The organism is Pseudomonas sp. IzPS59 (genome assembly GCF_014863505.1).
Lineage (GTDB): Bacteria > Pseudomonadota > Gammaproteobacteria > Pseudomonadales > Pseudomonadaceae > Aquipseudomonas > Aquipseudomonas kribbensis.
Map to the genome: position 1 here is coordinate 732187 of NZ_CP062251.1, position 21399 is coordinate 753585.

Below are 21399 nucleotides of genomic sequence, written 5' to 3' on the forward strand. Positions count from 1 at the left end.
CCTGTGAAAAAGATTGATTGCAGCCTAGCGGCCTGCGAGAAGCGCGCAAGTTTACGCGAGCGCGACGGTTTTGTGGGAGCGGGGAATGTGTGAGCAGATGAAACCTGCAGAAACAACAAGGCCGCCCGAAGGCGGCCTTGTCATGTGCGGGCTTGAGCTTAGTGCTTGTCGCCAGCCAGCTTGTGCTCAAGGTAGTGAATGTTCACGCCCCCTTTGCAGAAGCCTTCGTCACGGGTCAGATCACGGTGCAGCGGGATGTTGGTCTTGATCCCGTCAACCACGATTTCGTCCAGGGCATTGCGCATGCGTGCCATGGCCTCGTCGCGGGTGGCGCCGTAAGTGATCAGCTTGCCGATCAGCGAGTCGTAGTTCGGCGGAACCGCATAACCGCTGTACAGGTGCGAGTCGACGCGAACGCCGTTGCCGCCTGGAGCGTGGAAATGCTTGACCGTACCCGGGCTCGGCATGAAGGTCTTTGGATCTTCAGCGTTGATCCGGCATTCCAGCGAGTGACCGCGGATAACCACGTCATCCTGAGTGAACGACAGCTTGTTGCCAGCGGCGATGCTGAGCATCTCCTTGACGATGTCGATACCGGTGACCATTTCCGAAACCGGGTGCTCCACCTGAACACGAGTGTTCATTTCGATGAAGTAGAAACGACCGTTCTCGTACAGGAACTCGAAGGTGCCGGCGCCACGGTAGCCGATGTCGATGCACGCCTTGACGCAGCGAGCGAGGACTTCCTTGCGCGCGTTCTCGTCGATACCCGGTGCCGGCGCTTCTTCGAGAACCTTCTGGTGGCGGCGCTGCAGCGAGCAGTCACGGTCGCCCAGATGGATGGCGTTGCCCTGGCCGTCGGACAGAACCTGCACTTCGACGTGACGCGGGTTGGTCAGGAATTTTTCCAGATAGACCATCGGGTTGCCGAACGCCGCGCCTGCTTCGGAGCGGGTCAGTTTGGCCGAGGCGATCAGGTCTTCTTCCTTGTGCACCACGCGCATGCCGCGACCACCACCGCCGCCGGCGGCCTTGATGATCACCGGATAGCCGACTTCGCGACCGATGCGCAGCGCCGTTTCTTCGTCTTCCGGCAACGGGCCGTCAGAGCCTGGAACGGTTGGAACGCCCGCTTCGATCATCGCGTGCTTGGCCGATACCTTGTCGCCCATCAGGCGAATGGTCTCGGCTTTCGGGCCGATGAAAGCGAAGCCGGAGTTCTCGACCTGCTCGGCAAAGTCGGCGTTTTCCGCGAGGAAACCGTAGCCTGGGTGAATGGCGGTAGCGCCAGTCACTTCAGCAGCCGCAATGATTGCCGGGATGTGCAGGTAGGAGTGCGCGGCAGAAGCCGGGCCGATGCAGACGGATTCGTCTGCCAGACCCAGGTGCATCAGCTCTTTGTCGGCCTTGGAGTAAACGGCGACGGTCTTGATGCCCATCTCTTTGCAGGCACGCAGAATCCGCAGGGCGATCTCACCGCGGTTAGCGATCAGAACTTTTTCCAACTTCGCAGTCATCAAAGGCTCTCCGCAGTTCAAACGATGGTGAACAGCGGTTGGTCGTACTCAACCGGCTGGCCGTCTTCGACGAGGATGGACTCGATCACACCGCTGGTTTCAGCTTCGATGTGGTTCATCATCTTCATGGCTTCGACGATGCACAGGGTGTCGCCTTTCTTCACGGTCTGGCCGACTTCAACGAAGGACGGCGAGGTTGGCGAAGATTTGCGATAGAAGGTGCCGACCATCGGCGAACGGGCAACGGTGCCGTTCAGCGCTGGAGCAGCAGCGGCAGCTGGAGCAGCGGCTGCAGCGGCAACCGGAGCGGCAGCAGCGGCAGGTGCGGCGGCCGGAGCCTGCATCGGAGCCGGTGCGTAGTACTGCTGCGCCGGAGTCTTGCTGTGACGGCTGATGCGTACGGACTCTTCGCCTTCCTTGATCTCGAGCTCGTCGATGCCGGACTCTTCCAGCAATTCGATCAGTTTCTTAACTTTACGGATATCCATGAATCATCAACTCCCAAGGGTCGGTCAGGGGCGTATAGCTTGTTGTTCAAGCTGCTCTAGTGCAGCCTCCAGGGCCAGTCGGTAACCGCTGGCGCCAAGGCCGCAGATCACTCCCACCGCTACGTCGGAGAAGTAAGAGTGATGGCGGAAAGGTTCGCGTTTGTGCACGTTGGACAAATGCACTTCGATGAATGGGATGCTCACTCCCAGCAGCGCGTCACGTAATGCGACACTTGTGTGCGTAAAAGCTGCCGGATTGATAAGAATGAAGTCCACGCCTTCGCTGCGCGCGGCATGGATACGGTCGATCAATTCGTATTCGGCATTGCTTTGCAGGTGCAGCAGGTGATGGCCGGCTTCACGGGCGCGGCGTTCCAGATCCTGATTGATCTGCGCCAGGGTGGTCGACCCGTAGGTCCCGGGTTCCCGGGTGCCGAGCAGGTTCAGGTTGGGGCCGTGCAGCACCAGTAGCGTTGCCATCTGCGTGTTCCTTGTTATGGGTGAGCCTCGTCAGAACCCGGCGACTATGCCGCAAAGACTTTGTGACTGTCCAGTTCTCTGCAATAGCCAGCACGATCTCCGATGTTTGCGCGAAATATGTGACTGAGTGATCAGATCCGGTCATTCACACCGCCAAACCCGTCACAATCGCGATCAGACGCGGAATGCCTGCACCGCTGTATGCAGTTGCCCGCCCAATACCAGCAGATTCTCTCCCTGTTCGCGTCCTTCACCGATGCGCAGCAGGTTATCCCCACCCAATTGGTGAATCCGTTCGCTGTGATCGCGGATTTCGCTGACCGCGCCGCTTTGCTGCGCGGTGACATCGGCAATGCGCACCGCCGTGTCGGAAATGGTCTGGATTGCACCGACGATCTTGTCCAGCGCACCGTCCGCCGATTGCGCCTGATTGGCCGTGGCTTCGGCGTGTTCGACCTGGGCGCGCATGCCTTCGACCGATTGTCGGGCGGCGGTTTGCAGGCCGGCGATCAAAGTCTGGATTTCTGCGGTGGCGCCGGCGGTACGTTGCGCCAGTGAGCGGACTTCTTCGGCCACCACGGCAAAACCACGACCCATTTCCCCGGCGCGAGCGGCTTCGATTGCCGCGTTCAGCGCCAGCAGGTTGGTCTGATCGGCAATCGAGCGGATCACCGTCAACACGCCGCCGATGGTGGCTGACTCTTCCGCCAGATGCTCGATCATCTGCGCGTTGCCTTGCACTTCTTCTACCAGTGCATGCAGGCCGGTGAGGCTCAGGCCGATGACTTTTTGCCCATGTTCGACAGCCTGTCCCGCGTGATGGCTGGCATCCGCAGCCTGACGCGCATCGCCGGCCACTTGCTGGATGGTTGCTTCCAGTTCGCTGAGGGAGTCGCGGATCAGCGCCGTATCGCCGGCCTGATGTTCGGCGCCGCTGTGCAAGTCGTTGCTCAGTTCCGCCAGGGTGCGGCTGCTGCCCGCCACTTGTTCGGCATTGCCGCGAATCGTCCCGACGAGATCCACCAGATAGGCACGCAGGCGATTGAGCGAGGCTTCGATGTCGTGCAATTCGCGGTTGGTCTTGCCCAGATGGATATCGCGGCTGAAGTCGCCTTCGGCCCAGGTCGACAGGGCCGGAGCAAGATTGGTCAGAGTACGGGCAAGACGTCGCTGCAAGGTGTCGATCAACAGGGCGATCAACAGGATCAGGCCGATCATCACGCCTTGCATCAGACGCACTTCGCTCTGGATCTGGCCATGCTGGGCGCGCACCACCGGTTCGAGTCCGGCGATGGCTTGTTGTACGGCAGCGATTTTCTGGTGGGTCGCGGTGCTGAGGTCGGTGCGTTTCTGGATCTGGTCGCGGGTACGTGCCAGTTCCGCCGGGTAGCGATTGAGCAGACTGTTGAGGTCGCGTTTGAGGCCGACGCCGGCGTCTTCGGCGACTGCCTTTTCAGTGCTTTCAATGCCCATCATCGAAGCGAAATCGTCGTTACCGGATTCGCTGCTGGCGACCACGCCGAGCAAGGGCAGGGCGTCGATTGCCTGGGCCTGGGTGCGGATGTTGGTGACTTCGCGTTCGACATCGGCGGCCAGCTCGCTGCGCCCGCTGCTGACCAGTTTGTCCCGGGCCAGCGACAGCTTGCCCAAATGCTGAGACGCGGCGAGCAACGGTGTCAGGTACGCCACGTTGCCGCCGGCATAAGTGCTGAGCTGATCGAGGCTGGCACTCAGTTCGCGCTCGGCCTGCAGCAGCAACGCCTGAGGATCGCCGGCCAGTTTGCCGGCAGCGAGGAGGTCGGTCTTGCTGAATTCTTCGAGGCCCGACAGGCTCGGACGCAGCGTCTCGGCCAGCGCCGGTGGCAGTTCGCCGAGTTCTTTCTGCAAGCTGTCGATGGCCTGGCTGGCACTGCTCAGGCGCAAGGCATCGCCGCTGCCGAGGTAGTCTTCGACATTACGCGCGACTTCATTCTGAAATTGCTGGGACAGCCCGAGGTAGCGCTCCATCAACAGATACGGGCGTTCGAGAGCTTTTTGCGACCACCATAGTGTGGCGCCGAGGGCCACGCAGACGGCGACCAGCAACAGCGTGTTGAGATTGGTGAGCAACTTCAGGCGCATGACGGCTACCAACGGCAGTAATGGTAAGCGCCTGAATTTATTGCGGTTCTGTTACAGGGTTATGACCGAATCGGTGGATTCCGGTGAAAAAGTGGCACTTTGCTTTGAGTCCCGCGCGGTCTGCACCCGATTGCGGCCTTCACCTTTGGCGCGGTACAGCGCCTCGTCGGCCTGGCTGGCCATCATCAGGCTGTCGGAGTCGTCGTGCATCTCCACCACCCCGGCGCTGAACGTGCACCACAGATCCTGTGGCTGGGCCGGGTAGTGAATCTCGGCAAAGCGCTGGCGGATTTCGTCGAGCACTTTGTGTGCGGCTTCTATATCGGTGTCGGGCATGACGATGGCGAATTCTTCGCCGCCGTAACGGCCGATGAAATCGGTCTTGCGCAGTCGTTGCTTGAGGAACAGCGCCAGGCTCTTGATCACCCGGTCGCCCATGGGATGGCCGTGGCTGTCATTGACCCGTTTGAAGTGGTCGATGTCGAGCATCGCAAAACTCAACGGCTTGTTTTCGCGGCGGGCGCGGAACGAGCAGTCTTCCAGCAACTGAAGAATGTGTGTGTGGTTGTACAGGCCGGTGAGGCTGTCGCGCACCATCCTTGCCTTGAGATTGCGCGCCCGTGCCGCGCGGTTGCGCACAGTGGTGATCAGGTGGCGCGGCTTGATCGGTTTGGTCAGGAAATCGTCACCGCCCTCGCTCATGGCGTCGAGCTGCTTGTCCAGATCGTCTTCGGCCGACAGATAAATGATCGGCACGCTGACATAACGGTCGTTGTGACGGATGACCTTGGCCAGTTCGGTGCCGGTGCAGGCCGGCATGTACATGTCGAGGATGATCAGGTCCGGCTGGAAGTCCGCCAGCTCGGCCATCGCCTGAATCGGTTCGATCAGTGTGCGGGTGACGATCCCGGCGCTGTTGAGCAGGCGCTCGGTGTGCATCGCCTGGGCGCGGGAGTCGTCGATGATCAGCACTTTATAAGGTTCGTACTGGGCAACGCAGGTCAGGACTTCGATTTTCTCCAGCAGGCTCGAGGCTTCGAGGGTGCCGGTGAGAAACTCCTGACCGCCGGCGCGCACGGCGGCGAGGCGAGTCGGGGTGTCGGTTTCGTGCAGGCTGAAGAACAGCAGCGGCAACGGTTCTTCCAGACCTTGCTGGGCTTCGGCCGCGAGTTTCAGGCCGACGCCGGCGCCGCTGAAGTCCACGTCCATGACGATCGCGGCCGGCAGACGCTCGACCATCGACGAGCGGAATGCCGACACACTGTCCAGCGCCTGGGCGCTGAGACCGAAAAATTCCAGTTGTTTGGCCAGCCGTTCGGCGCGGTCGTGATCCTGAAGCATCACGTAGATCGGTTTGCGCAGGGGCGGCAGAAAGGTCTGGTCGAGCTGGTCACCATGGCGCAGGCCGGTGCGCGACAGGCGCTGCATCAAACGGTTGAGGTCGGTGATCAGGCCGCTGCTCAGGCGCCCGCGATTGGCATCCACCGCTTCCAGCGACTGGCTGATGTGGTGGGCGAGTTGGGTGTGCTCGGGCTGTTCGAAGCGCTCGGCAAAACGCAGCAGGCGCAGATTGGCCTCGCTCAGTTCGGCGAGGTCGGCAGTGGACCACTCACTGCGTTGCAGGCGCTGCCATATCTCAAGAATCTGACGTGCCTGATGAATTACCCGCTGGGCAAAGTGGTGCTTGAGGCGCTCACGGCTGGGGTCTTCTGGCTCGGTCATATCCTGACTACTAGTTAGGGTGCATGCTGAGATCGACTGGTGGCTCTATGCTAGCACCTCTTTCCGGTTACATGAGTGTCGTACGTCAATAATCTGCGGTGCGTCACCATTCAGTTTCTGACCGATGGGTTTTTATTGGAACCCTGGCGTCGACGAAGTCCCCGTGAAACGGGGGTGTTCAGGACCTTTCCCATTCTTTGTGAAGAAACTTCATGCAATTTGAAGGGTGGATTCTGTCGGGGATTTCTGATTTTTCGCTGAGCCGGTTTTGAAGGGATCTCCGGCTGATAGGGTCAGGGAAACCCCTACGAGATATTTGCCCGGACATGACTCAGTGTTTCAACGAACACCCCAGCGACGGTCTGCGTCTGAATCACAACACCACGCCTGTTGCCGACTGTCAGTGCAACGAAGAAGTGTTGTACGGCGAGAAGGTGCGGGTGACCGAAGTGCCGGTGCTGACCTGTCAGTGCGTCTGGCGCCGCTTTCAGCAAGAGGCCGAGAAGGTCGTTGCCCCTGACGGGATGCTGATTGCCGATCCGGTGCAGCGCAATCGGGCGATCAACGCCGCTTATGCCCGGCTGTGGCTGCATGATTCGCGGTTCCAGTGGGCGGGGCTGGCGGCGTTCGCTTCCAAGCAGGTCGGCTGTGGACTGCTGCATGCGTCAAACAGCATCGAGCTGATCCGGCAGGAGCATGAGGCGCGGCAGCAGGTACGGGACGGGCGCCGTGAGTCCGGGCTGTTGACCCCGGACAAAATTCCCGATCAGGCCGAGGCCTGGAAAGAATACGAACAGGCGAGGGGGCGCAATCCCGTGCCTTCGCTGGACTTTCGCGCGCCGGGTGAAGAGCTGTCATTGGTGCAGCAACAGTACCGGCATGTGTACGACATGATGGCGATGGGCAATACCACGCTGTTTCTGGATGTTTATCCGCTGCATCAGTTTTATGCTGTGCGTGGGTTGGCGGAGTTGAAGAAGTGTCTTGAGTACCGGAAGGACATTTATGGGCATGCACGACTTCCGGTGCTTTGGCCGGTAGAGGAAACAGTGCTTCCTTTTGGTTTGGCGACCAAAGAAATCCTGAAAGGTTTTGAGGCGATAGAGGCTGGCAACATTGCCGATAGTGTCGAGCATCTGGCGTTTCACGAGCAGCGAAATGTGCTCCAGCCCGCCATTTATGAAAATCGGCAGCTGGCGGCACTTTTACGGGGTAATCACTTTTCTTACGTCACCGGCTTTCCGTCTGGTGTGGCCCAGGCGATCGAGCTGACCCTCACCAGCCAATGCCAGCGCATCGATGGTCGCACTATCGATTTTGGCAGCAACCCACTGGCAGATTTGTCCGATATCAATCAGCGAATGGAATTCGTACTGCGAGCGGCCTTCCGTTTCGACCAGATGCTCAATGACGGCAACAGGGATGCCCTTGTGCAATCCATCCTTGAGATCGCCGCCATGAAGGGGGTCTGATGCGCTGGCGGTCCCGTTTTTTCAATTGGCGTCGTTGGGCGTGGCTGACGCTTGCTTCTGTGTTGGCAGTGCTCGTCGCACGCCAGCTAACACAGCCCTTGTGGGACGAGCCTGTGGTTACCTTGAAACTGGGGGAAACCTACGACTATTTGCGCGAGCACTCCACGGCGCCCTTCAGCCCGTTGATCCGTGGACACATCTGGGGCGGGATGCCGAAGACTGATGCGCGAATGCGATTTGTCGATCCTCAGTACGGATTTGAAACGCCGCTGTCCCGGTTTCTCTCGGTCGGCTTCAACGACAACGTAATAGATGACGTGCGCATGTCCCCGCAAGTCGAGCCATTGTTGATCGACGATGCCATGAAAGTCGTACTTGATCTGCAAGCTCAATGGTGCGCGGCGGGATGGAAACCAGTTGGCCTGCCACGCCGTCCTACCATGGCTGACACGCCCGAGTGGCGGGCATTTCTCGGTCCAGGGAGGCGCGCTGGATACTCCTATTGGCAGGCCGGCGACAAATATCAGGTGATGTTGGTCCTTTCGCGCTTTCGAGACTCCAGACACCCCGACCAAGAACGCTATCTCATCACCCTCGCCGTTGCCGAGCCGTGGATACCCTTCGAGGACATGGAAGATCTTTACGAAGAACCCCACCCCTTTCCCCCGCCTCAACCGCAAAAAGGAGCGATTCCATGCCAACCCCGGCCTTCATGACTATCCACGGCAGCCGCCAGGGCCTGATCAGCGCCGGTGCCTTCACCGAAGCATCGGTGGGCAACAGCTATCAGACCGGGCGCGAAGACCAGATCATGCTCCAGTCCCTGAGTCATGGCATTGTCGTGCCCAGGGGCGCCGGTGCCGGGCGACGGCTGCACAAGCCTCTGGTCATCACCAAAACCCTCGACAAGGCTTCGCCGTTGATCCAGATCGCAATGTGTTCCGGTGAACTGCTGAGCAAGTGTCGTGTGGAGTTGTATCGCACATCGGCCCACGGCACTCAGGAGCACTTCTATACGATAGAGCTGGAGGACGCGCTGATCGTCAGTGCCGAAGTATTGATGCCGGATTGTCAGGACCCGGGCGTTTCCCACCTGACGCAACGGGAAAAGGTCCAGTTCAGCTACCGACGCATCTACTGGAGGCACGAGATCAGCCGGACGATGGGCTCCGATGAATGGCAGAGCGAGGGGCAGGCGTGAGGCTGGTTCATCGTTCGCAGGTTACCCAGCTTGAGCGCCGGCAGGTTTATCCGGTGGATCAGGCGCTGGAGCGGGTATGCAAAGTGTTGCTTGACCGGCAACCGCTCGAAGGTCTGGATCAGTTGCGGGCCGGCCTTGCGATCGATCTGGACAGCGAAGTGCTGGAGCAGGTCGAACAGGGGGAATGGCTGTTGCTCATGGTCGACGCAGAGACTGGCGACTGGCCGGTCGCCGCGGCAGTCTTCGATCAGGCGGTGCTGGATCTGATGAACAATCCTCCGCCCCAGCCGACCCGAACCCCGCGGATCTTTCGCCTGGTCGACAGCATGACAGGCGAACCCCTGGCACAGCAGCCGTACATTGCAACGGTTGACGGGGTTCCCACCCAGCGCCGCACTGACGCCTCGGGCATTGCACATCTATTTACGGCGGATGATGTCCGGCAGATTTCGATGCGGATCTTCAACATCTGAAGCGTGCGTCTATCCTTTCGCTCACCGGCGGTGTCCGGTTGTTTCAATTCGATGCCCAATCGTGGGTGCCGGGTCGAGGCACGTTGTTGTATGGTTGCTGTCGAACCGTTGAACCCAAGATTGAAAGGATATCGCCATGCTGGACTGGAAGAATCGCGCGGGCAGCGCGCCCGAACGTGCCGCCGAGCCGAAATCCGCCGCCCGCAGCTATGTGGGCGGCCTGTTGTTCAGCCGCGCGCTGGCCACGCTGGTTGGTATTTATCTGTTGGTGACCATCGCCCTTGGCTGGTACTGGAGCGAGGAGCCGGCCCTGTTCCCCGTGGCGCAGAACGCCCAGCTGGCCGCCGAGAAGGAAGGCAAGCAGATGGTGGTCGGCTACACCACCGTCGAAACCCTCAAGACCGTCGCCGGCACCCTGCTGAACAAGCCGGGTGGCTACATTTCCAACGACCGCTTCCCGCCGGGCCTGTGGATGGACAACATGCCGAGCTGGGAATATGGCGTGCTGGTCCAGGTGCGCGACCTGACCCGTGCCCTGCGCAAGGACTTCGCCCGCTCACAGTCGCAATCGGCTGAAGACGCCGATCTGGCCAAGGCCGAACCGCGCTTCAACTTCGACAACAAGAGCTGGATCCTGCCGTCCAGCGAGTCGGAATACCAGGAAGGCATCAACTCCCTGAGCCGTTATCAGGCACGCCTGTCTGACCCGACGCAAAAGAATGCGCTGTTCTACGCCCGCGCCGACAACCTGAACAACTGGCTGGGCGACGTCGGTACGCGTCTCGGATCGCTGTCGCAACGGCTGTCGGCCAGTGTCGGTCGCGTCAAACTGAACACCGCGCTTAAAACCGAAGTCCCGGCGGTGGGCGAAGTGCCGCAGGTCGACGAAGAAGTCGTCGAGACCCCGTGGATGCAGATCGACAACGTGTTCTATGAAGCCCGTGGCCAGGCCTGGGCGCTGTCGCACCTGTTGCGTGCCATCGAAGTCGATTTCGCCGACGTGCTGGCGAAGAAGAACGCCACGGTCAGCGTGCGTCAGATCATCCGTGAGCTGGAGGCTTCCCAGGAAACCGTCTGGAGCCCGATGATTCTCAACGGCAGCGGTTTCGGCATTCTGGCCAACCACTCGCTGGTGATGGCCAACTATATTTCCCGGGCCAACGCCGCCGTGATCGATCTTCGTCAACTGCTCAACCAGGGCTGAGTCATGAGCGACAACGCCAGAGAGGCGGCCCACCGCGCCGCCTCGGACGCCGAACAGATCGCCTGGGTCGACGAGCAGGACAACCTGCTCGGATCCCTCGTCCGTTCCGACTTGCGCGAGCGCGGGCTGATCGGACGCGGCACCTACATCATGCTGTTCAACTCCGCCGGTGAACTCTGTGTCCATCGGCGGACCCTGAGCAAAGCCATTTATCCCGGCTACTGGGACGTGGCGGCCGGCGGCATGGTGCAGGCAAACGAGACATACGCCGAGTCGGCGGCCCGTGAGCTGGAAGAAGAGTTGGGGGTGAGCGGCGTCGAACTGACGGCCCATGACCATTTCTACTTCGAGGACCCCGGCAATCGCCTGTGGTGTTCGGCGTTCTCGGCGGTGTGGGACGGGCCGCTGATCCTGCAGCCGGAAGAAGTGCTCGAAGCGCGCTTCATTCCGGTCGATCAGGTGATGCTGGAAATCGAGCAAAAGCCTTATTGCCCGGACTCTCTGGCAGCCTTGAAGCGCTATCTGAAGGCTCAACGAAGCGACGTCGCAAAGAACTCATAAATTGGCGCCGATTGGCACTTAGCAATCGGCGTTTTTGCCGTTACACTGCGCGACCTTTTCAAGCTGTGCCGGCCTGCTTTACAGGAGCAACCGGTGCAGTAGCGCTGCCCCTGCCTGAGTGGGGCTTCGCGGTCGATAGCCTTGCCCAAGGCTGCGATCAGTCTTTGTCCTCCCGAGAGGATTGCCGGTGGCCAAAAAAGCCGCATCCTTCGCCGCCCTGGGCGGCCTGGTATTTTCCACCGACGCAGGTCGTCATTGCCCGGAATGCAGTAAGCCGGTGGACGCCTGTATCTGCAGACAAACCGTGATCCCGGCCGGCGACGGCATTGCCCGCGTACGCCGCGAGAGCAAGGGCCGTGGCGGCAAGACGGTGACCACCATCACCGGCGTGCCCCTGGCCGAAGACGCACTCAAAGAGCTGGCGACAACGTTGAAGAAGCGTTGCGGCACCGGCGGTGCGTTGAAAGACGGGGTCATCGAGATCCAGGGCGATCATGTCGAGCTACTCTTGGCCGAGTTGGTCAAGCACGGTTTCAAGGCGAAGAAGTCCGGCGGCTAGCAGCCTCTGTGAAAACCACCAGCGGCTTGATCCGGCTCTGATTGTCATCAGTCCCGGCGTCGTCTCCATGGTTTTCACAGAGCCTGTTCATGACCGGTTTCTAAACTCAACGCTGTCAGCGCGGTCTACCGCCCCGCTGACGAACCGTCATTTTCATTCTTTAGACTGCGCCGGCCTGCAATCAGGCGACGCACTATGACTTCTTTATAGGGGACTTCGATGTCCGTACGACGCACACGCAAAGACGATGGCAGCCAATGGACAGTTGCGGACAGCCGCAGTGTTTACGGGATTCGCCATTGGGGGGCCGGGTATTTCGCGATCAATGACGCCGGTCGCGTCGAAGTTCGTCCGAACGGCCCGAGCAGTTCACCGATCGACTTGTTCGAACAGGTCGACCAGTTGCGCAAGAGCGGCCTGTCGTTGCCGCTGCTGGTGCGTTTCCCCGACATCCTGCAAGACCGCGTGCGTCAGCTGACCGGTGCTTTCGACTCGAACATCGAGCGTCTGGAATACCAGAGCAAATACACCGCGCTGTACCCGATCAAGGTCAACCAGCAGGAAGCGGTGATCGAAAACATCATCGCCACCCAGAATGTCTCCATCGGTCTGGAAGCCGGCTCCAAGCCTGAGCTGCTGGCCGTGCTGGCGCTGGCGCCGAAGGGCGGCACCATCGTCTGCAACGGTTACAAGGACCGCGAGTTCATCCGTCTGGCGCTGATGGGCCAGAAGCTCGGCCACAACGTGTTCATTGTGATCGAGAAAGAATCCGAGGTCGGGCTGGTGATCGAAGAAGCCGCCTCGCTGCGGGTCAAGCCACAGGTCGGCCTGCGCGTGCGCCTGTCGTCGCTGGCCTCGTCGAAGTGGGCGGATACCGGTGGCGAGAAATCCAAGTTCGGTCTGTCGGCGGCGCAACTGCTGTCGGTGGTCGAGCGTTTCCGCGCGGCGGGTCTGGATCAGGGCATCCGTCTGCTGCACTTCCACATGGGTTCGCAGATCGCCAACCTGGCCGACTACCAGCACGGTTTCAAGGAAGCGATCCGATATTACGGCGAGCTGCGCAACCTCGGTCTGCCGGTCGATCACATCGACGTCGGCGGCGGTCTGGGTGTGGACTACGACGGTACCCACTCACGCAACGCCAGCTCGATCAACTACGACATGGATGACTACGCCGGTGTCGTGGTCGGCATGCTCAAGGAATTCTGCGATGCGCAGAGCCTGCCGCATCCGCACATTTTCTCCGAGAGCGGCCGTTCGCTGACCGCGCACCACGCGATGCTGGTGGTGCAGGTGACCGACGTCGAGAAGCACAACGACGACGTGCCGCAGATCGAGAACAAGGAAGCGCTGCCGGAAACCGTGCAGTGGCTGGTTGACCTGCTCGGCCCGACCGACATCGAAATGGTCACCGAAACCTACTGGCGCGCCACTCACTACATGAGCGACGTGGCCGCCCAGTACGCCGACGGCAAGCTGACCCTGGCCGAGAAGGCCCTGGCCGAGCAGTGCTACTTCGCCGTGTGCCGTCGCCTGCACAACTCGCTGAAGGCGCGTCAGCGTTCGCACCGTCAGGTGCTGGACGAACTCAACGACAAGCTGGCCGACAAGTACATCTGCAATTTCTCGGTATTCCAGAGCCTGCCGGACACCTGGGCGATCGATCAGGTCCTGCCGATCATCCCGCTGCACCGTCTCGACGAAGAGCCGCTGCGTCGCGCGGTGCTGCAAGACCTGACCTGCGACTCCGACGGCAAGATCAACCAGTACGTCGACGAGCAGAGCATCGAGACCAGCCTGCCGGTGCACGGGCTGAACGAAGGTGAAGACTACCTGCTGGGCGTGTTCCTGGTCGGCGCCTATCAGGAAATTCTCGGCGACATGCACAACCTGTTCGGTGACACCGACTCGGTGAACATCTACCAGAACGCCGACGGCAGCGTGTACCACGCCGGGATCGAGACCCACGACACCATCGAAGACATGCTGCGCTACGTGCACCTGTCGCCGGAAGAGCTGATGACCCACTACCGCGACAAGTGCGCCAGTGCCCGCATCAGCGCCAGCGAGCGCACCCAGTTCCTCGATGCATTGCGCCTGGGGCTGACCCGTTCCTCTTACCTGTCTTCCTGACGGCAGGTTCCGAATCCATCGGGTTGTCTGAAATTGTTCCGCACGCAGCGGAAGTTTCGGATGACCTGATGCGACTTCTCTTTTTCTGCTAGCGAAATGACCTTCATCCTCACAAGAAAAGTGATGTCGTCTGCTTTTCGCGTAGGCCATTTCCTAATTTGTACTTCGGCTCTCTACTCGGCCATGGCTCTCAGCGAGAATCCCCGGCCGCCCCTCCTGTAGAGAATCGCCCATGTTCGATCCAGCCGACGAGCCGTCGTTTTGTCTCGATGTCGCGGGTCTGTCCGCCCCCCTCGAAGTCCTGGCCTTTACCGGTTGCGAGGCGATCAGCGAGCCTTTTGCGTTCGAAATCGATCTGTTGATCGACGATCCTCATCTCGACCTTGCCGGTCTGTTGTATCGCTCGGCACGCCTGTGCTTCGGGCCTCCTGGCAATGGGGTGCACGGACAGTTGCAGGGCCTCGTCCAGCATGAACATGGCGACGGCGTCCGGTTGTGCCGGGCGCGGCTGGGTCCGAAGCTGGGATGTCTGGGGCTGCGCCATAGCCAGCGAATGTTCAGTGGCCGATCGGTGCCACAGATTCTCGATCAGATGCTCAGGGAGCACGGCATTACCGGCCATCAGCGCCGGTTCGAATTGCAGGCCGATCATCCGCCCCGCAGATTCTGTACCCAATACGGTGAATCGGACCTGCAACTGCTGCAGCGTCTGTGCGCGCAGTCGCGGATCCACTATCACTTCGAGCATGGGCGCGAGAGCCATTGTCTGGTGTTTGGCGACAACCCGGCGCGGTTGCCGCGAGCGGGGGTGGTGACATTCGATGCTCATGCGTCGGCTCCTGCGGTGCGCCGTTGGCTGATTCGAGAGCAAGCCAGCGGAGCCTCTGAGGCAGCTGTGCATTCCCGGACGGCGCAGGGACATTCGGACATGCCAACCCTGCGTTGCGGTTGGTGGCTGAGTTTGTCCCCGCAGCCGTTTGCAGAGTGCGACAACCACTGGCTGTTGACCCGTATCGAGCACCGCGCTGATCAGATGCTCGAACCCTCCTACAGCAACCGCCTCTGTGCCGCCGAGCACCTGAAGGCGTGTGAACCGGTCGTCGAACGTCCGGTATTGCGCATGGGCAGTCTGCAGCGGGCCTGGGTGGTGGCGGTCGACGAGCCACAACCGGATCGTTCACGGCCGGTCGCGGTGCAGTTCGACTGGCTCTATCAGGGCGAGGGGGCAAAACCCAGCCACTGCTGGCTGCCATTGGCCCCGGCGTTGGCGGATACGACGCTGACGTCATTGCATGAAGGCGTCGAGGTGGTCGTGAGCTTTATCGAAGGCGACCCCGAGCAGCCGGTGATCAGTGGTGTTCTGCAGCCGGTGGCAAGCGCCGAAAGCCAGGGGGATGACGAACCGCTCCCGCTGCCCGACACCCTGGCAAGTGAAGGCCTGGCGCCATGGCTGAGTGCGCGCGAGCCTTTGCTGCTGTTATGTCTGATGCCAGGGGGCGGTAGCTACCGGCACTGTCGGGAGTTGGTATGCAGCTGTCGACTGGTCACCGGACTCAGCCCTGGCGACGGACGATGAGCGGGAAGGTACCGGGGCAGCGTGCGCAATGGCTTTTGCTGGATGTCGTGCATTCACCGCAGGCGTTGAGCGTGTTGCGTCAGGCGTTCTCTGGCGTACCGAGCCTGAAGCTGTTTGACGGTACGGAGTTTCAGCCCGTGTGCGAGCAGGGGCCGTTGTTGGTCGATTTGCGCGATTGCCCGGTGCTGTCGGCGTTGTGCCACACCGATCCGCACACCTGGTGCGGGCTGCTGCTGGGCAGCGATGCCTCGATTGAATCGCTGCGTGCGCATTTGCAGCGGATGCTGACAGTCTCTGTGGGCCTGAATCATCGTGCGCTGCTCAATTACTACGACCGGCAGACCGCCAGCTACTTTTTCGACGCCTGCGATGCTCGTCAATTGAGCTGCTGGCTCGGACCGATCAACTGGCTGCGCTGGTTCGGCGGTACCTGGGCTGACCGGGCCAGCGGCAGCCTGGGCTGGCAACAACTGCGCAACCCGGGCCTGGACGTAGAGCCGCTGGAGATTGAACAGGGGCTGACCCGTCATCAACGCGAGCGCCTGCATCGCTGCCTGCTGGAACAGCATATCTGGCGCTGGAGCCAATCGACGGGAACCGATTACTGCACGCTGTCCTCTCACGTTGAACAAGGCCTGACATTGGGTTTCAGCGAACGGTCGGTGCTGGACGACTGGTTGTGGCTACGCTTGCTGCATCCGCGCGCAGAACTGGTGCAACCGCTACAAGGGTTGACCCAGCAAGAGCGGCTCGATCATCTGCGTCGCCGCTGGCAGAACGACCCATCCTGACACGAGGTTTCGCGCGCATGGCCCACTCTTTACGGCATTGGTTTTGCGCGATTCCCGCTGGTTTTCTGCTGTTGGTACTCAGTGGTTGTTCGCCGCTTAAAATACTCAACGGCCTGACGCCTGCGGACAGCTACGTCAAAACCGCAGACATCGCTTACGGAGAAGAGCCGCGCCAGAAGCTCGATGTCTACGTGCCGCGCCATCTGCTCGAAGACGCCCCGGTTGTGGTGTTTTTCTATGGCGGCAGCTGGAACAGTGGCGAGCGTGGCGATTACCGGTTTGTCGGCGAGGCGCTGGCCTCCCGGGGCATCGTGACGGTGGTGGCGGACTATCGGTTGTACCCGCAGGTGCGTTACCCGTCGTTTCTCGAGGACGGGGCTCGCGCCGTCGCGTGGACCAGGGCCCATATCCATGAATATTCCGGCAATCCCCGGCGGCTGTACCTGATGGGACACAGCTCCGGGGCCTACAACGCATCGATGCTGGCGCTGGATTCGCGCCTGCTGGGCGCGGTCGGGATGTCCCCCGCCGACCTGAGTGGCTGGATCGGCCTGGCCGGGCCTTACGATTTCCTGCCGATCAAGAACCCTGAGGTGCGCCCGGTGTTTTTCTGGCCGGACTCGCCGCCGCAATCGCAGCCGATCCGGCATGTCAGCCACGGCGCGCCACCCGCACTGTTGATTGCCGCGAGCCGCGACAGCCTGGTCGATCCGACCCGAAATACCGGCGGCCTGGCGCGAACACTGCGCGAGGCCGGCGTGCCGGTGCAGGATTTGTACTACGCCCGGCCCAACCACGCGACGCTGGTGGCGACAATGTCTCGGCCATTACGTTGGCTGGCACCGGTACTGGATCAGGTTGTCGCCTTCATCCGGCACACGCCGTCTCAGTGAGCGGCGCCGGCAAACCAGCCGTCGTTGCGCCGCAGTCGCCAGGCCAATGTGCCGAGGGTCAGGCTGCGCAGCACCATGAACAGCAGGAAAGATATCCACAGCCCGTGATTGCCCAGCCCGCTCAATGCCCAGGCGAACGGCAGCAGCAGAGCGACCGTCAACAGCATGCCATTGCGCATTTCCCGGGCGCGGGTGGCGCCGATGAACAGGCCGTCGAGCAAGTAGCTCCACACCGCAATCAACGGCAGCACGGCGAGATAAGGCAGATAGATGAACGCGGTTTCGCGCACGCTCTGGATGTCGGTCTGCATTTCGATGAACAAGTGCCCGGCGAACAGAAACAACGCAGCAAAACCCAGGCTCGCCAGCAACGACCAGCCGCCGGCCACTACCAGCGAGCGACGTAGCGCAAGACGATCGCGAGCGCCGATGGCATGCCCGCACAAGGCCTCGACCGCGTGGGCCAGACCGTCCAGCGCATGGGCGGTCAGCAGCAGGCCGTTGAGCAGCAGCGCATTGGCCGCGACTGTGGCATCGCCCAACCGTGCGCCTTGCACGGTGATCAGAAAAAACACCGACTGCAGCGCCAGGCTGCGGATGAAGATGTCGCGGTTGACCCCCAGCAGCGGCCGCCAGCTCTGCCACACCCACAATGCCGCCCAGACGATATGGCCGGGATATGCGCGCAAGGCCTTGCGGGTGAGCGCCAGGCCGAGCAGGGCGCCGCACCATTCGGCGACCACCGAGGCCCGGGCCGAACCGACCACGCCCCAGTCCAGGCCGATGACGAACCACAGATTCAGCACGATGTTGATCAGATTGGTGGTCAGCAGAATCGCCAGCGGCGCCCGGGCGTTCTGGGTGCCGAGGAACCAGCCGACCAGCGCATAACTGGCCAGCGCCGCCGGCAGGCCGAACAGACGAGTGTGGAAGAAATCGCGGGTCAACTGATTGAGTTCCGGCGACGGCTGCATGAAGTGCAGGGCGACCCCGCTCAGCGGCACGCCCACAGCTCCCAGCAGCAGAGCCAGCCCCATCGCCAGCAACAAGCCTTGCAGCAGGATCTGCCGCAGCGCCGCACCATCGCTGCGCCCGGCCGCCTGCGCGGCGAACCCGGTGGTGCCCATGCGCAGGAAACCCATGGCCCAGGCCAGCACGGTGTAAAGGCTGGCCCCGACCGCCACCGCGCCCAACTGATGGGCGTGAGGCAGGTGACCGATGACGGTGCTGTCGACCAGCGCCACCAGCGGCACGGAAATGTTGGAAAGGATCATGGGGGCGGCGAGGGCCCAGACCCGGCGGTGGGTCGGGCGGTCGCGCCAGTCGGCGATCAGGTTGGACATGCGGGCTCCTTGGGGAGCGGCATTGTAGCGGGAGGTGTCAGTGAATGATCCAGCTCAGCAGCCACAACCCCAGCAGCAGCCAGATGATCCCGGCAATGATCGACGCATTCATGAACGCGCGGATCGCCGACCACAGCAGCATCAGCCCGACGATCAGCGCGATGATGCTGATGATCGAAGTGTCCATGCCCAGGGCCTTCGCCAGCCCGTCGACGAAGTTGCCGCCAGCATGGCTCAGCACGTTGAACAGGCCGCTCAGGCCGTCGACGATGAAGCGGATGATCGAGCCGAGCGCCTGGCCCAGCCATTCGAAAAAGCTTTCTACCTGCATGTTTGCATCCTGATGAAAGAGCTGAGCCTTGGGCCGCGCCGGGGGCGGCCGAGTTCCCTGCAAGCATAGAGGGTTTGCCGGGTGGTGGCTGCCCCTTGCCTTCGCGCGGCATCCCCCCGAAGCTATACACCTTCAGGAGAACCCGATGAACCTTGTTGAACTGACCGAACGCCTGCACGCCATTCGCGACCGCAATGACTGGCGGCAATTTCACAGCCCGAAAAACCTGGCCATGGCCGCCAGTGTGGAAATGTCCGAGCTGGTGGAAATCTTCCAGTGGCTGAGCGAAGACCAGTCCCGCGAACTGCCGGCGGACAAACTGGCCCACGCCGGCCAGGAAGTCGGTGACATCGTCCTTTATCTGTTGCTGCTGTGCAGCGAGCTGGGGCTGGACATGAATGAAGTGGTGCGCAGCAAGCTCGCCGACAGCGAACGGCGGTTCAGCTGATGAGCGACCGTCATTTCGATCAGTTGGCGACCCGTTTCGCGGAAAAAATCTACGGCGGCGCCAAAGGCGCGATCCGCCTCGCGGTGCTGCAGGCCGACCTCGCCGAAGCCTTGCCGGATCGTCCGTTGCGGGTGCTGGACATCGGTGGCGGCCTGGGACACATGTCGCTGTGGCTGGCCGAGCGCGGGCACGACGTGACCTTCACCGAGCCGGCTGAACCGATGCTTGAAGGCGCGCGTCAGCGTTTCGCCGAGGCAGGGCAGACCGCAACGTTCATTCAGGCGCCGTGGCAGGAACTGCTCGGTCAACTCACCGAACCCTATGACGTGGTGATCTGCCATGCGGTGCTCGAGTGGCTCGCCGAACCTCATGCGATCCTGCCGGTGCTACATCAACTGACCAAACCCGGCGGCTGGCTGTCGCTGGCGTTCTACAACCGGGATGCGCTGGTTTATCGCAATCTGCTCAAAGGCCATTTCAAGAAAATGCGCAAGAACGACATGGCCGGCGAAAAGCAGAGCCTGACCCCGCAGCAGCCACTCGATCCACGGGAACTGGCCACGCAACTCGACGGGTTGTGGCAGGTCGAAACCCAGAGCGGGATCCGGGTTTTCCACGATTACATGCCGGTGGAATTCCAGGCTCGTGCCGAGTTGATTGATTTGCTCGAGATGGAGCTCGCCCACCGTCGTCACCCAAGCTTCGCCGGGCTTGGGCGCTACTTGCACTGGATCTGCCGGCCGATCTGATCGGAGCATGAAATGAAAGGTCATTCCGGGTTATTGCTGATCTGTCTGGGGTTGGCCGCGTGTCAGGGCAGCAACCCTTACGTGGCGCAGTCGCGGCCCTTGCCGCCGGCGCCACCACAAGCGGCGACCACCTTCGACCGCAGCGCTTATCCCGCGCCGCCACGGGATTACGGGCGCTACCGCAGTTGGGCGTGGCTCAACGGACGCCTGCCGCCGGGCAGTGCCTGGGCGGATTCGGCGCAAGTGGCCGAGGCGGTCAGCAGTGCGCTGGACCAGCGCGGCTTGCGCCCGTTGCACGACAATCGCCCGGCCGACTTGTTCGTCAGCGCCAACCTGAGCCTGGAAACCCGCTTGCGTCAGGTCCAGGACGATTACGGTTACTACGGCGGATATGGCGGTTATGACCGTTACGGCCGCGGTTACGGCATGTACAACACCGTGCCGATTGTCCGTACTTATCAGGAGCAGGTCGTGGTGGTACGGGTCGATCTGTTCGACGCCGGCACCGGTCAGCCGGTCTGGAGTGCCAGCGCCGAAACCGGCACCCAGGGCAATCAGAGTGACCGGGCCGATGCGATCCGCGAGGCTGTCGAAAAGGCCATGTCGGCGTATCCTCCCAGTTAGCTTCCCGTGAACCGGAAGCTCCCTCAGGTTCATGTTTTCCACCGGAGAAAAACCATGTTCCGCCGTTTTGCTTTACTGGCCATGGCCGCGCTGCTCAGTGCCTGCGCCGCCAACCAGGTCAATCATGACTTTGACGCCAGCCGCGACTTTGCCGCCTACCGCAGCTGGAGCTGGAAAGAACCCGCCCTGCAATACCGCCCCGACGACCCACGGATCAAGAGCGACCTGACCGAACAACGGATTCGCCAGTCCGTCGCCGATCAACTGGATCAGCGCGGCCTGCGTCCGGCCGCTGCGGGCACCAAGGGTGACTTGAGTGTGCAAACCTACCTGATCGTCGAGGATCGCCAGCAACAGGTCACCACCAACTACGGCGGTGGTTGGGGTGGCCCATGGAACGGTTACTGGGGCGCACCGATGTACAACGAAACCCGCAACATCACCTACAAGGTCGCGACGATCCAGATCGACCTGCTCGACGGCAAGGACGGCAAACTGGTGTGGCGCGGCAGCGATGAACAGATGCTTAGTCGCACGCCGAATCCGGCGGATCGCAGCAGCGCCATCCATGAAACGGTGACGCGGATTCTGTCGAACTACCCTCCGCGCTGAGCCTGCGCACAAAAAACGGGAGCCAATGGCTCCCGTTTTTTATGGAGAAGCGGCTGGCGCGTTGCCAGCAGTGTCGTTGCGCCGCGTCTACACTGACATCC

22 protein-coding genes are annotated in these 21399 nt (G+C 61.5%); 15 read left to right on the forward strand and 7 right to left on the reverse strand.

Annotated elements, in window-relative coordinates; translation table 11 throughout:
- Positions 1-158: 158 nt before the first annotated feature.
- The 5 genes from accC to gcbA form a co-directional block, all read right to left on the reverse strand.
- Positions 159-1517, reverse strand: a complete 1359-nt coding sequence (accC, locus tag IF189_RS03195) for an acetyl-CoA carboxylase biotin carboxylase subunit (protein ID WP_085711231.1) — start codon at positions 1515-1517, stop codon at positions 159-161.
- Positions 1518-1534: 17 nt separating this feature from the next.
- Positions 1535-2005 (reverse strand): acetyl-CoA carboxylase biotin carboxyl carrier protein, encoded by a 471-nt coding sequence (gene accB / locus IF189_RS03200; RefSeq protein ID WP_064379210.1) that lies wholly within the window; start codon positions 2003-2005, stop codon positions 1535-1537.
- Between the two features lie 24 nt (positions 2006-2029).
- Positions 2030-2485 carry a type II 3-dehydroquinate dehydratase gene (aroQ, locus tag IF189_RS03205; RefSeq protein ID WP_065260261.1) on the reverse strand — a complete coding sequence of 152 codons (456 nt, stop codon included), beginning with the start codon at positions 2483-2485 and terminating at the stop codon, positions 2030-2032.
- A 174-nt stretch (positions 2486-2659) separates the two neighbouring features.
- Positions 2660-4606 (reverse strand): methyl-accepting chemotaxis protein, encoded by a 1947-nt coding sequence (locus IF189_RS03210; RefSeq protein ID WP_134825344.1) that lies wholly within the window; start codon positions 4604-4606, stop codon positions 2660-2662.
- Between the two features lie 51 nt (positions 4607-4657).
- Positions 4658-6328: a diguanylate cyclase GcbA gene (gene gcbA, locus IF189_RS03215; RefSeq protein WP_085711233.1), complete on the reverse strand. Its 1671-nt coding sequence runs from the start codon at positions 6326-6328 to the stop codon at positions 4658-4660.
- A 326-nt stretch (positions 6329-6654) separates the two neighbouring features.
- On the opposite strand from gcbA, the gene IF189_RS03220 reads away from it, so the two are divergent.
- From IF189_RS03220 to IF189_RS03270, 11 genes are all read left to right on the forward strand, one after another.
- Positions 6655-7800, forward strand: a complete 1146-nt coding sequence (locus IF189_RS03220) for a DUF2515 family protein (RefSeq protein ID WP_134825345.1) — start codon at positions 6655-6657, stop codon at positions 7798-7800.
- Positions 7800-8516 (forward strand): hypothetical protein, encoded by a 717-nt coding sequence (locus IF189_RS03225; protein WP_134825346.1) that lies wholly within the window; start codon positions 7800-7802, stop codon positions 8514-8516. Before IF189_RS03220 ends, IF189_RS03225 begins: the two co-directional genes overlap by 1 nt.
- Entirely contained in the window at positions 8495-9001 is a 507-nt protein-coding gene (locus IF189_RS03230; RefSeq protein ID WP_134825347.1) for an Hcp family type VI secretion system effector, read from the forward strand. Before IF189_RS03225 ends, IF189_RS03230 begins: the two co-directional genes overlap by 22 nt.
- A gap of 53 nt (positions 9002-9054) precedes the next feature.
- Positions 9055-9474, forward strand: coding sequence for a hypothetical protein (locus IF189_RS03235; RefSeq protein WP_318780487.1), 420 nt, complete (start codon positions 9055-9057; stop codon positions 9472-9474).
- Positions 9475-9610: 136 nt separating this feature from the next.
- On the forward strand, positions 9611-10678 hold the full coding sequence (locus IF189_RS03240; RefSeq protein WP_085711234.1) for a DUF2333 family protein: 1068 nt from the start codon (positions 9611-9613) through the stop codon (positions 10676-10678).
- A 3-nt stretch (positions 10679-10681) separates the two neighbouring features.
- Positions 10682-11239, forward strand: a complete 558-nt coding sequence (locus IF189_RS03245) for an NUDIX hydrolase (protein ID WP_114881278.1) — start codon at positions 10682-10684, stop codon at positions 11237-11239.
- A 187-nt stretch (positions 11240-11426) separates the two neighbouring features.
- Complete coding sequence (locus IF189_RS03250; protein ID WP_065260252.1) at positions 11427-11798, forward strand: translation initiation factor Sui1; 372 nt, start codon at positions 11427-11429, stop codon at positions 11796-11798.
- A gap of 219 nt (positions 11799-12017) precedes the next feature.
- The gene (gene speA / locus IF189_RS03255) at positions 12018-13931 is read left to right on the forward strand and encodes an arginine decarboxylase (RefSeq protein WP_114881280.1); all 1914 of its coding nucleotides are present in this window, start codon (positions 12018-12020) and stop codon (positions 13929-13931) included.
- A gap of 232 nt (positions 13932-14163) precedes the next feature.
- Positions 14164-15507, forward strand: a complete 1344-nt coding sequence (locus IF189_RS03260) for a type VI secretion system Vgr family protein (RefSeq protein WP_134825349.1) — start codon at positions 14164-14166, stop codon at positions 15505-15507.
- On the forward strand, positions 15504-16298 hold the full coding sequence (locus tag IF189_RS03265) for a DUF4123 domain-containing protein (RefSeq protein ID WP_134825350.1): 795 nt from the start codon (positions 15504-15506) through the stop codon (positions 16296-16298). Before IF189_RS03260 ends, IF189_RS03265 begins: the two co-directional genes overlap by 4 nt.
- Before the next feature lie 17 nt (positions 16299-16315).
- Positions 16316-17191 carry an alpha/beta hydrolase gene (locus tag IF189_RS03270; protein ID WP_134825351.1) on the forward strand — a complete coding sequence of 292 codons (876 nt, stop codon included), beginning with the start codon at positions 16316-16318 and terminating at the stop codon, positions 17189-17191.
- On the opposite strand, the gene IF189_RS03275 is transcribed toward IF189_RS03270, so the two are convergent.
- Positions 17185-18534, reverse strand: coding sequence for an MATE family efflux transporter (locus IF189_RS03275; RefSeq protein WP_134825352.1), 1350 nt, complete (start codon positions 18532-18534; stop codon positions 17185-17187). The genes IF189_RS03270 and IF189_RS03275 overlap by 7 nt on opposite strands.
- Before the next feature lie 37 nt (positions 18535-18571).
- Complete coding sequence (locus IF189_RS03280; RefSeq protein ID WP_085711241.1) at positions 18572-18865, reverse strand: hypothetical protein; 294 nt, start codon at positions 18863-18865, stop codon at positions 18572-18574.
- Positions 18866-19010: 145 nt separating this feature from the next.
- Between IF189_RS03280 and IF189_RS03285 the strand changes: the two genes are divergently transcribed.
- From IF189_RS03285 to IF189_RS03300, 4 genes are read left to right on the forward strand one after another with little or no spacing between them, the layout of a single operon-like run.
- Positions 19011-19313, forward strand: coding sequence for a MazG-like family protein (locus tag IF189_RS03285; RefSeq protein WP_134825353.1), 303 nt, complete (start codon positions 19011-19013; stop codon positions 19311-19313).
- Complete coding sequence (locus IF189_RS03290) at positions 19313-20062, forward strand: methyltransferase (RefSeq protein ID WP_134825354.1); 750 nt, start codon at positions 19313-19315, stop codon at positions 20060-20062. The genes IF189_RS03285 and IF189_RS03290 overlap by 1 nt, the downstream gene beginning before the upstream one ends.
- 12 nt (positions 20063-20074) lie before the next feature.
- Complete coding sequence (locus tag IF189_RS03295) at positions 20075-20686, forward strand: DUF4136 domain-containing protein (RefSeq protein WP_085732749.1); 612 nt, start codon at positions 20075-20077, stop codon at positions 20684-20686.
- Positions 20687-20740: 54 nt separating this feature from the next.
- Positions 20741-21298, forward strand: a complete 558-nt coding sequence (locus IF189_RS03300) for a DUF4136 domain-containing protein (RefSeq protein ID WP_114881287.1) — start codon at positions 20741-20743, stop codon at positions 21296-21298.
- The last annotated feature ends 101 nt before the right edge of the window (positions 21299-21399 follow it).

Excerpts from the sequence above, each read along its gene's own strand:
- accC (WP_085711231.1), bottom strand. The coding sequence starts at position 1,517 with ATGACTGCGAAGTTGGAAAAAGTTCTGATCGCTAACCGCGGTGAGATC.
- accB (WP_064379210.1), bottom strand. The coding sequence starts at position 2,005 with ATGGATATCCGTAAAGTTAAGAAACTGATCGAATTGCTGGAAGAGTCC.
- aroQ (WP_065260261.1), bottom strand. The coding sequence starts at position 2,485 with ATGGCAACGCTACTGGTGCTGCACGGCCCCAACCTGAACCTGCTCGGC.
- IF189_RS03210 (WP_134825344.1), bottom strand. The coding sequence starts at position 4,606 with ATGCGCCTGAAGTTGCTCACCAATCTCAACACGCTGTTGCTGGTCGCC.
- gcbA (WP_085711233.1), bottom strand. The coding sequence starts at position 6,328 with ATGACCGAGCCAGAAGACCCCAGCCGTGAGCGCCTCAAGCACCACTTT.
- IF189_RS03220 (WP_134825345.1), top strand. The coding sequence starts at position 6,655 with ATGACTCAGTGTTTCAACGAACACCCCAGCGACGGTCTGCGTCTGAAT.
- IF189_RS03225 (WP_134825346.1), top strand. The coding sequence starts at position 7,800 with ATGCGCTGGCGGTCCCGTTTTTTCAATTGGCGTCGTTGGGCGTGGCTG.
- IF189_RS03230 (WP_134825347.1), top strand. The coding sequence starts at position 8,495 with ATGCCAACCCCGGCCTTCATGACTATCCACGGCAGCCGCCAGGGCCTG.
- IF189_RS03240 (WP_085711234.1), top strand. The coding sequence starts at position 9,611 with ATGCTGGACTGGAAGAATCGCGCGGGCAGCGCGCCCGAACGTGCCGCC.
- IF189_RS03245 (WP_114881278.1), top strand. The coding sequence starts at position 10,682 with ATGAGCGACAACGCCAGAGAGGCGGCCCACCGCGCCGCCTCGGACGCC.
- speA (WP_114881280.1), top strand. The coding sequence starts at position 12,018 with ATGTCCGTACGACGCACACGCAAAGACGATGGCAGCCAATGGACAGTT.
- IF189_RS03260 (WP_134825349.1), top strand. The coding sequence starts at position 14,164 with ATGTTCGATCCAGCCGACGAGCCGTCGTTTTGTCTCGATGTCGCGGGT.
- IF189_RS03265 (WP_134825350.1), top strand. The coding sequence starts at position 15,504 with ATGAGCGGGAAGGTACCGGGGCAGCGTGCGCAATGGCTTTTGCTGGAT.
- IF189_RS03270 (WP_134825351.1), top strand. The coding sequence starts at position 16,316 with ATGGCCCACTCTTTACGGCATTGGTTTTGCGCGATTCCCGCTGGTTTT.
- IF189_RS03275 (WP_134825352.1), bottom strand. The coding sequence starts at position 18,534 with ATGTCCAACCTGATCGCCGACTGGCGCGACCGCCCGACCCACCGCCGG.
- IF189_RS03280 (WP_085711241.1), bottom strand. The coding sequence starts at position 18,865 with ATGCAGGTAGAAAGCTTTTTCGAATGGCTGGGCCAGGCGCTCGGCTCG.
- IF189_RS03285 (WP_134825353.1), top strand. The coding sequence starts at position 19,011 with ATGAACCTTGTTGAACTGACCGAACGCCTGCACGCCATTCGCGACCGC.
- IF189_RS03290 (WP_134825354.1), top strand. The coding sequence starts at position 19,313 with ATGAGCGACCGTCATTTCGATCAGTTGGCGACCCGTTTCGCGGAAAAA.
- IF189_RS03295 (WP_085732749.1), top strand. The coding sequence starts at position 20,075 with ATGAAAGGTCATTCCGGGTTATTGCTGATCTGTCTGGGGTTGGCCGCG.
- IF189_RS03300 (WP_114881287.1), top strand. The coding sequence starts at position 20,741 with ATGTTCCGCCGTTTTGCTTTACTGGCCATGGCCGCGCTGCTCAGTGCC.